The 14,824-nt window shown below is 70.0% G+C and carries 6 protein-coding genes, 1 tRNA gene and 1 rRNA gene; 1 reads left to right on the top strand and 7 read right to left on the bottom strand.

Translation table 11 applies throughout. The features are described from left to right. Positions 1–111: 111 nt before the first annotated feature. From ACIOWN_RS17450 to ACIOWN_RS17435, 4 genes are all read right to left on the bottom strand, one after another. A complete protein-coding gene (locus tag ACIOWN_RS17450) occupies positions 112–954 on the bottom strand; it encodes a RodZ domain-containing protein (protein WP_362356979.1) in 843 nt (280 codons plus the stop codon). Positions 955–1,230: 276 nt separating this feature from the next. Further along, a complete protein-coding gene (locus ACIOWN_RS17445) occupies positions 1,231–3,984 on the bottom strand; it encodes a DNA translocase FtsK (protein WP_362356977.1) in 2,754 nt (917 codons plus the stop codon). Positions 3,985–4,161: 177 nt separating this feature from the next. Further along, on the bottom strand, positions 4,162–4,842 hold the full coding sequence (locus ACIOWN_RS17440) for a response regulator (protein WP_362356975.1): 681 nt from the start codon (positions 4,840–4,842) through the stop codon (positions 4,162–4,164). A gap of 291 nt (positions 4,843–5,133) precedes the next feature. Beyond that, positions 5,134–10,641 carry a HAMP domain-containing protein gene (locus ACIOWN_RS17435; RefSeq protein WP_362356973.1) on the bottom strand — a complete coding sequence of 1,836 codons (5,508 nt, stop codon included), beginning with the start codon at positions 10,639–10,641 and terminating at the stop codon, positions 5,134–5,136. 488 nt (positions 10,642–11,129) lie between these two features. Between ACIOWN_RS17435 and ACIOWN_RS17430 the strand changes: the two genes are divergently transcribed. Then, positions 11,130–13,769 carry a SpoIIE family protein phosphatase gene (locus tag ACIOWN_RS17430; RefSeq protein ID WP_362356971.1) on the top strand — a complete coding sequence of 880 codons (2,640 nt, stop codon included), beginning with the start codon at positions 11,130–11,132 and terminating at the stop codon, positions 13,767–13,769. 56 nt (positions 13,770–13,825) lie between these two features. On the opposite strand, the gene ACIOWN_RS17425 is transcribed toward ACIOWN_RS17430, so the two are convergent. The 3 genes from ACIOWN_RS17425 to rrf all read right to left on the bottom strand — a co-directional run. Beyond that, positions 13,826–13,898, bottom strand: a tRNA-Thr gene (locus ACIOWN_RS17425). Positions 13,899–13,939: 41 nt separating this feature from the next. Further along, on the bottom strand, positions 13,940–14,620 hold the full coding sequence (locus ACIOWN_RS17420; RefSeq protein ID WP_362357057.1) for a DegT/DnrJ/EryC1/StrS family aminotransferase: 681 nt from the start codon (positions 14,618–14,620) through the stop codon (positions 13,940–13,942). Positions 14,621–14,734: 114 nt separating this feature from the next. Continuing rightward, positions 14,735–14,824: ribosomal RNA gene (gene rrf, locus ACIOWN_RS17415) — 5S ribosomal RNA — on the bottom strand; the annotation flags it as partial.

Below are 14,824 nucleotides of genomic sequence, written 5' to 3'. Positions count from 1 at the left end.
CAAGACTACTTTGTCTCCACGACCGCCCAAGTCGACGGGGTTGGCCGAGCTTGGCCAACCCCGTGCTCGCCTGTCTCTTCGGCCCTTTGTGTACGGACCGCGCGCCGTCAGCTACCCGACCTGCGGGTCGCCCTTGGTGTACGTGAGGCGCTCCACGGCGCCGGGCTGGAACTGGTCCTCGATCTTCTTGCCGTTGACGTAGAGCTGGATCGCGCCGGCGTCGCCGAGGATCAGGTTGATCTTGGAGCTGTCCTGGAAGGTCTTGGACTCGCCCTTCTGCAGCAGCCCGTCGAAGAGCATCCGGCCGTTGTGGTCCTTGGCCGAGATCCAGCTGCGCCCGTTGTCGGCACTGACCTGCACGGTCACCTTGTCCTGCGGCGCGGCCGCGATGGCGCTGTCGGACGGCGCGGGCGTCGGGTCGGCGGGCTTGCTGCTCTTGGGCGTGGGCGGGGCCGAGGTGCCGGCCGTGGGCGTGGAGCCCTCGCCGATCTTCCCCTGGGCGCCGGTGTCGTCGCTGCCGCCCTTGAAGGCCGTGAAGCCGACGAAGCCGATCACGACGACGATCGCCGCGACCATGGCAGCGGTCCAGTTGGGCCCGCGCCGCTCCGGGCGGATGCGTTCCGCCTCGAACAGGGGGGCGGCCGGGGTCGGGGCGGGGCGGCCGCCGCGCTCGGCGTCGAAGCGCGCGAGCAGCGGGGCCGGGTCGAGACGCACGGCCTTCGCCAGGTTCCGGATGTGGCCACGGGCGTAGACGTCGCCGCCGCAGGGCGCGAAGTCGTCGGCCTCGATGGCGTGCACGATGGCGAGGCGGACCCGGGTGGCGCTGCTGACGTCGTTGACGGTCAGCCCGGCGGCGATCCGCGCCTCCTTCAGGGCACGGCCGACGGAGGGGCGGGCTTCCTCGGAAACGTCTTCGAAGGGACGCTCGTCTTCAGGGGAGTTGCCGATGGACACGGGGGCGCCTTTCGAGCGTGTAGCCGCCTGTGCTGGAGGTTCAGTCTAGGGAGGTGCCAAAGGGTGAAGCGACCCGGCTGCAGGACTTTGTACGCCATCGGAATGGCCGGACAAACCGATGGTGGGACAGATGTGGCGCCCAGGGTTGGACGCGCACCGGTCCTCTCGCTCAACTTGACGTACGCCCAGGCGAAACGGTTGCCCGCCGCTCGCTAACGGGTGGATCACGGTGCACGCCCACCCGCGGCCGGCGCATCCGCCGGACGCGTCTTCCTGCTACCCCTCAGACTCCCCGCGAATCACGGCGAGCACTCCGTCCAGGTCCTCGGGTTTCACAAGAACGTCACGCGCCTTGGACCCCTCGCTGGGCCCGACGATGTTCCGGGACTCCATGAGGTCCATCAGCCGCCCCGCCTTGGCGAAGCCGACGCGCAGCTTGCGCTGGAGCATGGACGTCGAGCCGAACTGCGTGGAGACGACCAGCTCGGCCGCCTGGCACAGCAGGTCGAGGTCGTCGCCGATGTCCTCGTCGATCTCCTTCTTCTGCTTGGTGCCGACGACGACGTCGTCCCGGAAGACCGGCGCCATCTGGTCCTTGCAGTGCTGGACGACCTCCTGGACCTCCGCCTCGGTCACGAACGCGCCCTGAAGACGTGTCGGCTTGCTCGCCCCCATCGGAAGGAACAGCCCATCGCCCTTGCCGATCAGCTTCTCCGCGCCCGGCTGGTCGAGGATGACGCGCGAGTCGGCCAGCGAGGAGGTGGCGAACGCCAGCCGGGAGGGCACGTTCGCCTTGATCAGACCGGTGACCACGTCGACCGACGGGCGCTGGGTGGCGAGCACCAGGTGGATACCGGCGGCACGCGCGAGCTGGGTGATGCGCACGATGGCGTCCTCGACGTCCCGTGGGGCGACCATCATCAGGTCGGCCAGCTCGTCGACGATGACCAGCAGATAGGGGTAGGGCTGGAGCTCGCGCTCGCTGCCCTCGGGCGGTTTCACCTTGCCCTCGCGCACGGCGCGGTTGAAGTCGTCGATGTGCCGGAACCCGTACGCCGCCAGGTCGTCGTAGCGCAGATCCATCTCGCGTACCACCCACTGCAGCGCCTCGGCGGCCCGCTTGGGGTTGGTGATGATCGGCGTGATCAGGTGCGGGATGCCCTCGTACGCGGTCAGCTCGACGCGCTTGGGGTCGACCAGGATCATCCGGACGTCCTCGGGGGTCGCCCGCATCATGATGGACGTGATCAGGCAGTTGATGCAGGACGACTTGCCTGAGCCGGTGGCGCCGGCGACCAGCATGTGCGGCATCTTCGCCAGCGAGTGCGTGACGTAACCGCCCTCGACGTCCTTGCCGAAGGCGACCAGCATGGGATCGTCGTCCTCGGCGGACTCGGCGAGCCGCAGCACGTCCCCGAGGTTCACCATCTCCCGGTCGGTGTTGGGGATCTCGATGCCGACCGCGGACTTGCCGGGGATCGGGCTGATGATCCGCACGTCCGGACTGGCGACGGCGTACGCGATGTTCTTGGTCAGCGCGGTGATGCGCTCGACCTTCACGGCGGGCCCGAGTTCGACCTCGTAGCGGGTGACCGTCGGGCCGCGGGTGAACCCGGTGACACTGGCGTCGACCTTGAACTCGGTGAAGACGTTGGTGAGCGAGTCGACGACCGCGTCGTTGGCCGCGCTGCGCGCCTTGCCGGGCCCGCCCCGCTCCAGCAGGTCCAGGGAGGGCAGCGAGTAGGTGATGTCGCCGGAGAGCTGGAGCTGCTCGGCGCGCGCCGGCAGGTCGCGGGGCTGGGCCGGCGGGGTCTTCGTGAGGTCGGGGACCCCGGACTGCCTGTGGCCGGCGGGCCGCTGGGCCGGCGGCTCCTGCGAGGACCGCCCGGTCCGGCCGTCCTGGCCGGGGCGTGCGGCTGGCACGGGCGTCGGGGTGGTGCTCTCCCCGCGGTCGCCCACGCCGACGCCCTGGGTGAGGTCCGCGACGACCGGCGAGGGCGGCATGCCGTGCAGCACCGCGCCGTCGAGCGCGGCGGCGGCAGCGGCGGCGACGTCCACGGCGTCCATCTGCCGTTGCATGTCCGGCTGCGGCACCGCCGAGCGACGGGGACGCGAGCGCCGCCTGGACAGGGCCTCCTGCTCGACGGCGTCCGGGTCGTAGTCCTGCTGGGCGGCGCCCGGGCGCTTGCGGGAGCGCGCGGGCAGCACCTCGCGCCACTGCTCCTCGTAGCGCTCGTCGTCGCCGTACTCCTCGGCCTCCGGGTCGTGCACGATGCCCAGCCGCACCCCGAGCAGCCGCAGCCGCTGCGGGATCGCGTTGACCGGGGTCGCGGTGACGACCAGCAGGCCGAACACCGTGAGCAGCACCAGCAGCGGCACGGCGAGGACCTCGCCCACCGCGTAGGTCAGCGGAGTCGCGGCGCCCCAGCCGATGAGCCCGCCGGCGTCCCTTATCTCCTGCATGCCGTCGCTGCGGGCGGGCGAGCCGCAGGCGATGTGGACCTGTCCAAGGACGCCGATCACCAGGGCGGACAGGCCGATGACGATCCGTCCGTTGGCCTCGGGCTTCTCGGGATGCCGGATGAAGCGGACGGCGATGACCGCGATCAGGATCGGCACCAACAGGTCCAGCCGGCCGAAGGCGCCGGTCACCAGGATCTCGACCAGGTCGCCGACGGGTCCGCGCAGATCGGCCCAGGTGCCCGCGGCGACGATCAGGGCGACGGCGAGCAGCAGCAGCGCGATGCCGTCCTTGCGGTGCGCGGGGTGGAGGTTCTTGGCGCCCTGTCCCACTCCGCGGAAGACGGCGCCGACGGCGTGCGCGAGCCCGAGCCAGAGGGCGCGCACGACCCGGTACACGCCCCCCGTGGGGCTGGGCGCGGGCCTGGGTGCCGCCTTGCCCGCGGGCTTCTTGGCCGGCGCCTTCCTGGCGGGGGCCTTCTTCGCGGCGGCCTTCTTCGCCGGAGCCGCCCCCGAAGCGGCGGCCTTCTTCGCGGGCTGCTTCTTGGCTGCGGAGGGACGTGAGGCCATGGGTGTGAGGTTACCGGGGGAGACGACGGCGGACACGTGCGCCCGCTGCTTCACCCGTTCGTGTCGTGTGCGGAGAGGCGCCGGGCTGACACGCCCTCAGGAGCCGTACATCGCGGGGAGCGTGGCCCGATCCCGCCGCTCGCCGAGCGGGCCGGGCCCCGCGCCCCGGATGCGGACTCAGCCCTGCGAAGGCAGCGACGACGGACTCCCCGTGCCCGGCTCCAGCGCGTCCAAGGCACGTCGCAGGCCCGTCAGTTTGCGCTCCAGATGGGCTGCCGTGGCGACCGCCGCCGCGTCGGCGGACTCGTCGTCCAGCTGCTTGGACAGGGCTTCCGCCTGCTCCTCGACCGCGGCGAGACGGGCGGAGAGTTCCGCGAGCAGACCGGCCGATTCCTTGCCGTCGCCCACCGCTCCTTGGCCGCCGCCCTCCAACTGGAGCCGCAGCAGGGCCGCCTGCTCCTTCAGCTGGCAGTTCTTCATGTACAGGTCCACAAAGACCGAGACCTTCGCGCGCAGCACCCACGGGTCGAACGGCTTGGAGATGTAGTCCACCGCGCCCGCCGCATAGCCGCGGAAGGTGTGATGAGGGCCGTGGTTGATCGCGGTGAGGAAGATGATCGGGATGTCCCGGGTCCTCTCCCGCCGCTTGATGTGCGCGGCCGTCTCGAAGCCGTCCATGCCCGGCATCTGGACGTCCAGCAGAATGACCGCGAAGTCGTCCGTGAGCAGTGCTTTGAGCGCTTCCTCCCCGGACGATGCCCGCACCAGCGTCTGATCGAGCGCAGAGAGGATGGCCTCCAGCGCCAGCAGATTCTCCGGCCGGTCATCGACCAGGAGGATCTTGGCCTTCTGCACCATGGCCCGCCCTCCTCGCCCCGGCTTGGGGCCGCCCCTGTCCGCAGGAAACGGGGAGGCACCGGCGGGTGCCGCCCCAGGGGACGGCTCCCTTGCGCCGCCCGTCCTTGTGCCGGTCATCGTAGCCGCACCCCGCCCGTCGCCACACCCTGTCACCGTGATGTCACTGTGCACCTGGCAGAAACGCCGCGGGAGACCAGAAGGTTCCCCGGATCCCGCACTTCTACACGGCTCCGGGGCCTCCGAGTCGACAACGTACCGCGCCCCGCGAACGTTCCGGGCACCGCCTCCCCGTCACTCCCCGCTCATCCAGTGCGCCATCACGGTCAGCAGGTGATCGGGGTCGACGGGCTTGGTCACATAGTCGGAGGCGCCCGACTCGATCGCCTTCTCCCGGTCGCCCTTCATCGCCTTCGCGGTCAGCGCGATGATCGGCAGCCCGGCGAACTGCGGCATCCGCCGGATCGCCGTGGTCGTCGCATAGCCGTCCATCTCCGGCATCATGATGTCCATCAGGACGACCGCGACGTCGTCGTGCTGCTCCAGAACCTCGATGCCCTCCCGGCCGTTCTCGGCGTACAGCACGGACAGGCCGTGCTGCTCCAGGACGCTGGTCAGGGCGAAGACGTTGCGGATGTCGTCGTCGACGATGAGCACCTTCTCGCCGCCGAACCGGATGTCCCGGTGCCCCTGCGGGACGGACTCCGGCTCCGCCGGGCCCGTCGACGCCACCACCCACTGCTCCTGGAGCGGCTGCCCGTGCTGCGCCGGCCTGTGGTCGGCGGTCGGCAGGGCCCTGCGGCGGCGCCGGAACAGCGCGGCGGGACCACTCTGCGTCTCCTGGTACGACTTCACCTCGGCCGGCGTCTCGGCCCGGGCGGCCTCCTGCCCGGACGGCTCCGGCTCGGGGGCGGCGACCAGATGGCCGGCGTCCAGCACGGAGCCGGGCTGCTGGTAGCCCTGCGGCGGCAGCTCCCCCGGGTGCAGCGGCAGGTACAGGGTGAACGTCGAACCGCGGCCCGGCTCGCTCTGCGCGTGGATCTCGCCGCCGAGCAATTGGGCGATCTCCCGCGAGATGGACAACCCGAGGCCGGTACCGCCGTACTTGCGACTGGTGGTGCCGTCGGCCTGCTTGAACGCCTCGAAGATCACCCGCATCTTGCTGGCCGCGATGCCGATGCCGGTGTCGGTGACGGAGAAGGCGATGATGGGCGCGTCCGGGTCGGCCAGCGAGCCGGCCTCCAGCAACTGCTCGCGGATCGGCTGCGGAACGTCGTCCCGGGCGGGACGGATGACCAGCTCCACCGACCCGGAGTCGGTGAACTTCACCGCGTTGGACAGCAGGTTGCGCAGCACCTGGAGCAGCCGCTGCTCGTCGGTGTGCAGGGTCGCGGGCAGCTCCGGCGACACCCGTACGGACAGGTCGAGGCCCTTCTCCGCGGTCAGCGGCCGGAAGGTGGCCTCCACGTAGTCGATGAGCTGGACGAGCGCGATACGCGTCGGGGAGACGTCCATCTTGCCCGCCTCGACCTTCGACAGGTCCAGGATGTCGTTGATCAGCTGGAGCAGGTCGGAGCCCGCGCCGTGGATCGTCTCGGCGAACTCGACCTGCTTCGGGGACAGATTGCCCTCGGCGTTGTCCGCGAGCAGTTTGGCCAGAATCAGCAGGGAGTTGAGCGGCGTACGCAGCTCGTGCGACATGTTGGCCAGGAACTCGCTGCGGTAGCGCATGGAGACCGCGAGCTGCTCGGCACGCTCCTCGAGGACCTGCCGGGCCTCCTCGATCTCGGAGTTCTTCGCCTCGATGTCGCGGTTCTGCTGGGCCAGCAGCTCGGCCTTCTCCTCCAGCTCGGCGTTGGACGCCTGAAGGGCCTTCTGCCGCTGCTCCAACTCCTCCGACCTCAGACGCAGTTGCTCGGTCAGCTCCTGGGACTGCTTCAGCAGCTGCTCGGTCTTGGTGTTGACGGAGATGGTGTTGACGCTGGTGGCGATCATCTCCGCGATCTGGTTGAGGAAGTCCTTCTGGATGTGCGTGAACGGCGTGAACGAGGCCAGCTCGATGACACCGAGCACCGTCCCCTCGAACAGCACCGGCAGCACGATCACCTGCGCGGGCGGCGCCTCGCCGAGCCCGGAGGAGATCTTCAGATAGCCGCTGGGCGCGTTGTCGACGAGGATGGTGCGCCTCTCCTGCGCGGCGGTCCCGATCAGCGCCTCGCCCGGCCGGAACGACGTCGGCATGGAACCCAGCGAGTAACCGTACGAACCCAGCATCCGCAGCTCGTAGGAGTCGTCGCCCTCGCTCCCGGGGTCCGTCTCGTCGGCGAGCGGCATGGCGACGAAGAAGGCACCGTGCTGCGCCGAGACCACCGGCGTCAGCTCGCTCATGATCAGCGAGGCCACGTCCTGGAGGTCGCGGCGGCCCTGCATCAGCGCCGAGATACGGGCGAGATTGCCCTTGAGCCAGTCCTGCTCCTTGTTGGCGATCGTGGTGTCGCGCAGGTTGGCGATCATCTTGTTGATGTAGTCCTGGAGCTCCTGGATCTCGCCGGAGGCGTCGACGTCGATCTTCAGGTTCAGGTCGCCGCGGGTGACCGCGGTCGCCACGCGCGCGATGGCACGCACCTGCCGGGTGAGGTTCCCGGCCATCTCGTTCACGGACTCGGTCAGGTCCCGCCAGGTGCCGTCGACGTCGCGCACGCGTGCCTGGCCGCCGAGCTGGCCCTCGGTGCCCACCTCGCGGGCGACCCTGGTGACCTCCTCGGCGAAGGACGACAGCTGGTCGACCATCGTGTTGATGGTCGTCTTCAGCTCCAGGATCTCCCCGCGCGCGTCGATGTCGATCTTCTTGGTCAGATCGCCCTTGGCGATGGCGGTGGTGACCATGGCGATGTTGCGCACCTGACCGGTCAGGTTGGACGCCATCTGGTTCACCGACTCGGTGAGGTCCTTCCAGGTGCCGGCCACCCCGGGGACGTACGCCTGACCGCCGAGGATGCCGTCCGTGCCCACCTCACGGGCCACCTTGGTGACCTGGTCGGCGAACGAACTCAGCGTCTTCACCATGGTGTTGAACGTGTCCGCGAGCTGCGCGACCTCACCGCGCGCCTCGATGGTCACCGTCCGCGTCAGATCGCCGTTGGCGACCGCGGCCGCGACCTGGGAGATGTTGCGCACCTGCATGGTCAGGTTGTTGGCCATCAGGTTGACGTTGTCGCTGAGGTCCTTCCAGATGCCCACGACACCGGGCACGTGCGCCTGGCCGCCGAGGATGCCCTCCGTGCCCACCTCACGGGCCACCCGCGTGACCTGCTCGGCGAACGACGACAGCTGGTCGACCATCGTGTTGACGGTGGTGACCAGCTCGAGGATCTCGCCCTTGGCGTCGACGGTGATCTTCTTCGACAGGTCGCCCTTGGCGACCGCGGTCGTGACCTCGGCGATGTTGCGCACCTGAATGGTCAGGTTGTTCGCCATGAAGTTCACGGACTGGGTGAGGTCCTTCCAGGTGCCGGAGACGCCCTGGACCTCGGCCTGGCCGCCGAGGATGCCCTCCGTGCCCACCTCACGGGCCACCCGCGTGACCTCCTGGGCGAACGAGGAGAGCTGGTCCACCATCGTGTTCAGGGTGTTCTTCAGCTCGAGGATCTCCCCGCGCGCGTCCACGGTGATCTTCTGCGAGAGATCACCGCGGGCCACCGCGGTGGCGACCTGGGCGATGTTGCGCACCTGGGCGGTGAGGTTGCCGGCCATGCCGTTCACGGAGTCCGTGAGGTCCCGCCACACACCGGCGACGCCGGGCACCTGCGCCTGCCCGCCCAGCCGGCCCTCCGTGCCCACCTCGCGGGCGACCCGGGTCACCTGGTCCGCGAAGGCGGAGAGCTGGTCCACCATCGTGTTGATGGTGTTCTTCAGCTCCAGGATCTCCCCGCGCGCGTCGACGTCGATCTTCTGCGAGAGGTCGCCGCGCGCCACGGCCGTCGTCACCTGGGCGATCTGCCGCACCTGGGAGGTGAGGTTGCCGGCCATGAAGTTGACGGAGTCGGTGAGCTCCTTCCAGGTGCCGGACACCCCGTCCACGCGGGCCTGCCCGCCCAGCCGGCCCTCCGTGCCCACGTCCCGGGCCATCCGGGTCACCTGATCCGCGAACGACGACAGCTGGTCCACCATCGTGTTCACGGTGTTCTTCAGCTGGAGCATCTCGCCGGAGACGTCCACGGTGACCTTCTGCGACAGATCACCGTTGGCCACGGCCGTCGTCACCTGGGCGATGTTCCTCACCTGCCCGGTGAGGTTGCGGAACGCGGTGTTGACGGAGTCGGTGAGGTCCTTCCAGGTCCCCGCCGCGCCCGCCACCTGCGCCTGGCCGCCCAGCTCGCCCTCGACCCCGATCTCCCGCGCCACCCGCGTGACCTCGGCACCGAAGGACGACAGCTGGTCCACCATGCCGTTGACGGTGTTCTTCAGCTCCAGCATCTCGCCGGCCACGTCGACGGTGACCTTCTGCGACAGATCACCGCTCGCCACGGCCGTCGTCACCGTGGCGATGTCCCTCACCTGCGTGGTGAGGTTCCGGAACACCGTGTTGACGGAGTCGGTGAGGTCCTTCCAGGTGCCGGCCACCCCCGGCACGTTCGCCTGACCGCCCAGGCGGCCCTCGGCGCCGACCTCGTTGGCCACCCGCGTGACCTCGTCCGCGAAGATGCGCAGCGTCTCGGTCATCTGGTTGATCGTGTCCGCGAGCTGCGCGACCTCGCCACGCGCCGGAACAGTCACCTTCTGCGACAGATCGCCGTTGGCCACGGCGGTGGTGACCTGGGCGATCCCGCGCACCTGCGCCGTCAGATTGCCGGCCATCAGGTTCACCGAGTCGGTGAGTTCCTTCCACGTGCCGTCGACCCCCGGCACATGCGCCTGACCACCGAGGATGCCGTCCGTGCCCACCTCACGGGCCACCCGCGTCACCTCGGAGGAGAACGCGGAGAGCTGGTCCACCATCGTGTTGACGGTGTTCTTCAGCTCCAGCATCTCGCCGGCGACATGGACGGTCACCTTCCGCGACAGATCGCCCTTGGCCACCGCCGTGGTGACCAGTGCGATGTCCCGCACCTGCGCCGTCAGCCGGGACGCCATGGTGTTGACGGAGTCCGTCAGGTCCTTCCACGACCCGGACAGACCGCGCACCCTGGCCTGACCGCCCAGCTTGCCCTCCGTGCCCACCTCGCTGGCCACCCGCGTGACCTCGTCGGTGAACGTCGACAACTGGTCGACCAGGTTGTTGACGGTCCGCCCGACCTTCAGGAACTCACCGCGCAGCGGATGCCCGGCCCCCTCCGGCGCCTGCGAGCGCAGCTCCATGCGCGGCGACAGATCGCCCTCGGCGACCGCGGTGAGGACCCGGCCGACCTCCGAGACCGGCCGTACGAGATCGTCGACGAGCGCGTTGGAGTGCTCGATCGCGGTCGCCCAGGAGCCTTCGCAGGCGCCCGTCTCCAGCCGCTCGGTGAGCTTTCCCTCACGCCCCACCATGCGCCGCACCCGCGACAACTCGCCCGTCAGATGCAGATTGCGTTCGGCGACCTCGTTGAAGACGGCGGCGATCTCGGACATCACGCCGTCCCCGGACACCGTGAGCCGCCTGCGGAAATTGCCGTCGCGCATCGACACCAGAGCGGCCAGCAGTCGGTTCAGGGAAGCCGTGTCCACCTCGGTGGTCCCGTTGTGCGCCGCGCGCCGGTTCTTCGGGGACTGTCCGCCTTTCGCGCGCGGCTTCGTGTCCCGCGTCGCTGCGCCAGACTCCACTGTGTCCCTCCCGCAGGGGTCGACCGTTACCGCTGTGCTGCGGTACGCCGGCTCGGCGTACCGGTTACTACTGCGTATTCGTGTCCGATGTAATCAGCCCGCAGGTAGAGCCGCCGCTCTGGGTGCAGAGAGCACACTCCGCCCGCCCGGACCTTCACCAGAAGCCTGCCCAGTGTTTCACCATGCCGCACCGGGTGCGTCGGCCCATGACCGTAACTCAGGACGGACATCCCGCGTTGTGCAGCCGGGCAGGGCTTGTCCTTTGCCGGGCTCCGGTCCAGCGAGAAGCGGGTCTTCGGGCCAAGCGGAGTCACAACAGTTCGGCAGCTTCGTCGAAGCTCATGGGCCGACCTGTGACGCGAGATGCGTCACCTCGGTGTTCAGGGATGTCCCTCGTGGGGATACCCCTGAACACCGAGCCAACGACCCTACTACCCTGTAACGGTCGAACAGGGGAATCGGGCCTGGGAGGCAGGGGACGCCGACACATGGGGAGTTCTGTGATCACCGCGCGCGCGGCCGCCAGTTTCGATCCTCTGGGCCGATCGGTCGCGACCGCCCGGTCCTTCGTCCGCGACACCCTTCAGGGGTGGGGCTTCGGCGACATCGTCGACGACGCGGTGGTCCTCACGAGCGAACTGGTCACCAACGCCGTCGTCCACGCGGGAACAGCCGCCGACGTGCTGTGCCTGCGCAGCGACGACGGAGTGCGCATCGAGGTGTCCGACCGCTACCCCGAGCGCGAGCTCCCGGTGCAGAGCTCGGCGGTCAACATGGGCAGTCCCGACCGCGAGGGCGGCCGCGGCTTGCAACTGTGCGCGGCCCTGGCCGGCCGCTGGGGCGTGGAGTACACGCCGACGCACAAGAAGGTCTGGTTCCAACTCGACATGCCCGAGCGCCCGGTCGGCACCCGCACCGCCGGCCCCTGCCTGCCCGCCGACCTCCTCCCGCTCGCCGACGGCCGGGTCCGCGTGGCCGTCGTCCAGATCGAACGCGGCGGCTCCGTCACCGCCTGGAACGAGGACGCCGAGGAACTGTTCGGCTACGCCGCCAAGCAGGTCGTCGGCAAGCCGCTCACCGACCTCGCCGCCTGGCCCCACACCCCCGGCACCAGCACCGGCGTCGCCGAGGCGCTCCAACTCTCCCGCTGGGAAGGCAGCTACGGCATCCGCGGCGCCCACGGCCGCGTCATCCCCGTCTACGCCTCCCACCTCCGCGTCCGCGACACCGACGGCGAGCCCTCCACGGTCTGCCTCCTCGTGCGCGACCACGAACGGGCCGTGCTCCAGACCCCGTTGCGCCTCCCGGCGACCTCCGACACGGGCAGCGCCCCCGAGGGCTCCGGCGCCGACCCCTTCGAGGTCTTCATCGGCTCCCCCGCCCCCGACGACCTCGACGGCCTGCTGCAGCGCACCGTGGAACGCGCCCGCGACATGCTCGACGGTGACGCCGCCTTCCTCCTGCTGGCCACCGACGACGAAACGGAGCTGGAGGTCCGCGCCTCCACCGGCCTGCCCTCCGCGCGTCAGCGTTTCGCCCGCGTCCCCGTCGAGGCGGGCCCCGGCCGCTACGGCTCCGCCCGGATGCCCGCCGTCCACGACGACCTCGCCGCCGTCCCGGGCGCCGTCCCCCTCCTCAACAGCACCGGCATGCGCTCGGTCGTCACCGTCCCGCTGAAGGTCGAGGGCCGCCTCACCGGCTCCCTCGGCGTCGCCGCGGAGGCACCCGGCCGGTACTCCAACGAGGAGGCGCTGCGCCTGCAGTTCGCCGCCGACCGCATCGCCCTGGCCGTCGAGTCGGCCCGCCTCGGCGAGCTGGAGCGGCTGCGCCGCGGCTCCCTCAGCTTCCTCGTCGAGGCCTCCGACCTGCTGGCCGGCACCCTGGACCGCGACCAGACGCTCGCCCTGATGGCCCAGATGACGGTCCCGACCCTGGCCACCTGGTGCGCCGTCTACACGATCGCCGACCAGGCCTCCGATCCCTACCTGTCCTACGTCCTGCACGAGGACGAGGAGCTGATCGACGGCATCAAGTCCCTGCTGTCCAAGATCGCTCCACCGGACCCGGTGCCCACCCCCGGAGCACGCGTGTGGTCCGCCCCCGGCGAGGCCGCCCACCAGGCGGCCCTGCGCAGCTCCATGCGCAGCCTCAGCCTGGGCGACAACTCGCACCACCAGATCGGTACGATCATCGGACCGACCCTCGCCACGGCCTCCGCGGTCGGCGGCGAGACGGTCGTCCTGCCACTGGTCGCCCGCAACCGCGTCATCGGCATGCTCACCCTCGGCAAGCCCACCGACGAGCACTTCCGCCAGGAGATCCTGGAACTGGCCGAGGACCTCAGCCGCAGGGCCGCCCTCGCTCTGGACAACGCCCGCCTGTACTCGGAGCGCACGGCCATCAGCCAGTCCCTCCAGCGCAGCCTCCTGCCGCCGGGGCTCCCCGACGTCGAGGGCGTGGAGGTCGACGTCATCTACCGCGCGGCCGGCGAGGGCAACGAGGTCGGCGGCGACTTCTACGACCTCTTCCCCATCCGTGACGGCGCCTACGGCTTCGCCATCGGCGACGTCTGCGGCACGGGCCCGGAGGCGGCCGCGGTGACCGGCCTGGCCCGGCACGCGCTCAGGCTGCTGGCCCGCGAGGGCTTCGGCGGTCCGGCGGTACTGGAGCGCCTGAACTCCGCGATCCTCGACGAGGGCGCCCGCAGCCGCTTCCTCACGCTCCTGTACGGCGAGCTGTGGCCGCAGGAGGACGGCAGCGCCCGGCTGAAGGTGGTCTGCGCCGGCCACCCGCTGCCGCTGCGCCTGCGCCAGGACGGCACGGTGGAGCCGGCCGCCGACCCGCAGCCGCTGCTCGGTGTGATGGAGGACCTGGAGCTGTACGAGCAGACGATCACGCTGGACCCGGGCGACGTGCTGCTGTGCGTCACGGACGGCGTCACCGAGCGCCGTGAGGGCTCCCGGATGCTGGGCGACGACGGTCTGGCGGACGTTCTCACCACCTGTACGGGCCTGACGGCCGGTGCGGTGGCGGCCCGCATCATGCGCGCCGTGGAGCGCTTCGCCTCGGACGCCCCGTCCGACGACATGGCGATCCTGGCGATGCGGGTGCCGGACCCCCAGCAGTAGGGAACCGCAGGGCATGAAAAAGGGCCTCACCCGAAGGGTGAGGCCCTTTCTGCCGGAGCCCCCAAACGGAATCGAACCGTTGACCTTCTCCTTACCATGGAGACGCTCTGCCGACTGAGCTATAGGGGCCGGTCGCCTTCTCGGAGTTTCCCCCGCGGCAACGGAATAGATCATACCCCGAACAGGGCCGTGCTCCCAACCGCGATCGGGCCGCCGAGCGCGTTGCAGACCGAGACGATCCGCTGCATCTCCCGGCGCGTCAACGAGGCGTCAACGGGCAGCGCCAGCGTCTCCTCGGCGGCCCGTTCGGTCTCCGGCAGGGACACGCACCGACGGTACTCCGGCAGCCGGTGCACGGGGGTCTTCACGGGCACCCGGCAGTCAACTCCCCGGGCGCGTATGGCGCGTGCGAAGGCGTCACGGTCGGGCCGGCCGTTCCCCGGCACCCGCACCACGTACTGCTGGTAGGTGTGCCCGTCCCCGCCGTCGGGCGTCCGCACACCCCGGAGCCTGGTGTCGAGATAGGCGGCACGCTCCCTGCGCTGCGCCGTCTCGTCGTACGGCACCTCGGACTCGCCCTGCTCAAGCACCAGCAGCCCGTGCCGCCGGCCCAGCGCGTGCAGTCGTTCCATGTCGGCGGACCGGCCGAAGCGGTGTACGACGACAACGGCCACCGTGCGCGCGGTCAGGGCCGGTTCGACGACGGAGGCGTCGAGGCAGTACGTCACCGGGTCTATGTCGGCGAACACCGGCAGGGCGCCCACCTGTGTCACGGCCTCGGCGACCTCCACGTTGCCGAACGCCGGCACGACGACCTCGTCACCGACTCCGACGCCGGCGGCCCTGAGCAGAGCAGCAATACCCATGAGGCGGATGCTGCTTGTGCAACATGAACTTCAAGTGACGGCAAACAAAAAAGGGTTGGACCCTGAACCGAAGTTCGGGGTCCAACCCTTTCAAAATTTGTTCGGCGGCGTCCTACTCTCCCACAGGGTCCCCCCTGCAGTACCATCGGCGCTGTGAGGCTTAGCTTCCGGGTTCGGAATGTAACCGGG

It is taken from the genome of Streptomyces sp. NPDC087787, assembly GCF_044743035.1.
Taxonomy (GTDB): Bacteria; Actinomycetota; Actinomycetes; order Streptomycetales; family Streptomycetaceae; genus Streptomyces.
This window is presented reverse-complemented; position numbering and strand designations above follow the sequence as displayed.

Excerpts from the sequence above, each read along its gene's own strand:
- ACIOWN_RS17445 (WP_362356977.1), bottom strand. The coding sequence starts at position 3,984 with ATGGCCTCACGTCCCTCCGCAGCCAAGAAGCAGCCCGCGAAGAAGGCC.
- ACIOWN_RS17440 (WP_362356975.1), bottom strand. The coding sequence starts at position 4,842 with ATGGTGCAGAAGGCCAAGATCCTCCTGGTCGATGACCGGCCGGAGAAT.
- ACIOWN_RS17430 (WP_362356971.1), top strand. The coding sequence starts at position 11,130 with ATGGGGAGTTCTGTGATCACCGCGCGCGCGGCCGCCAGTTTCGATCCT.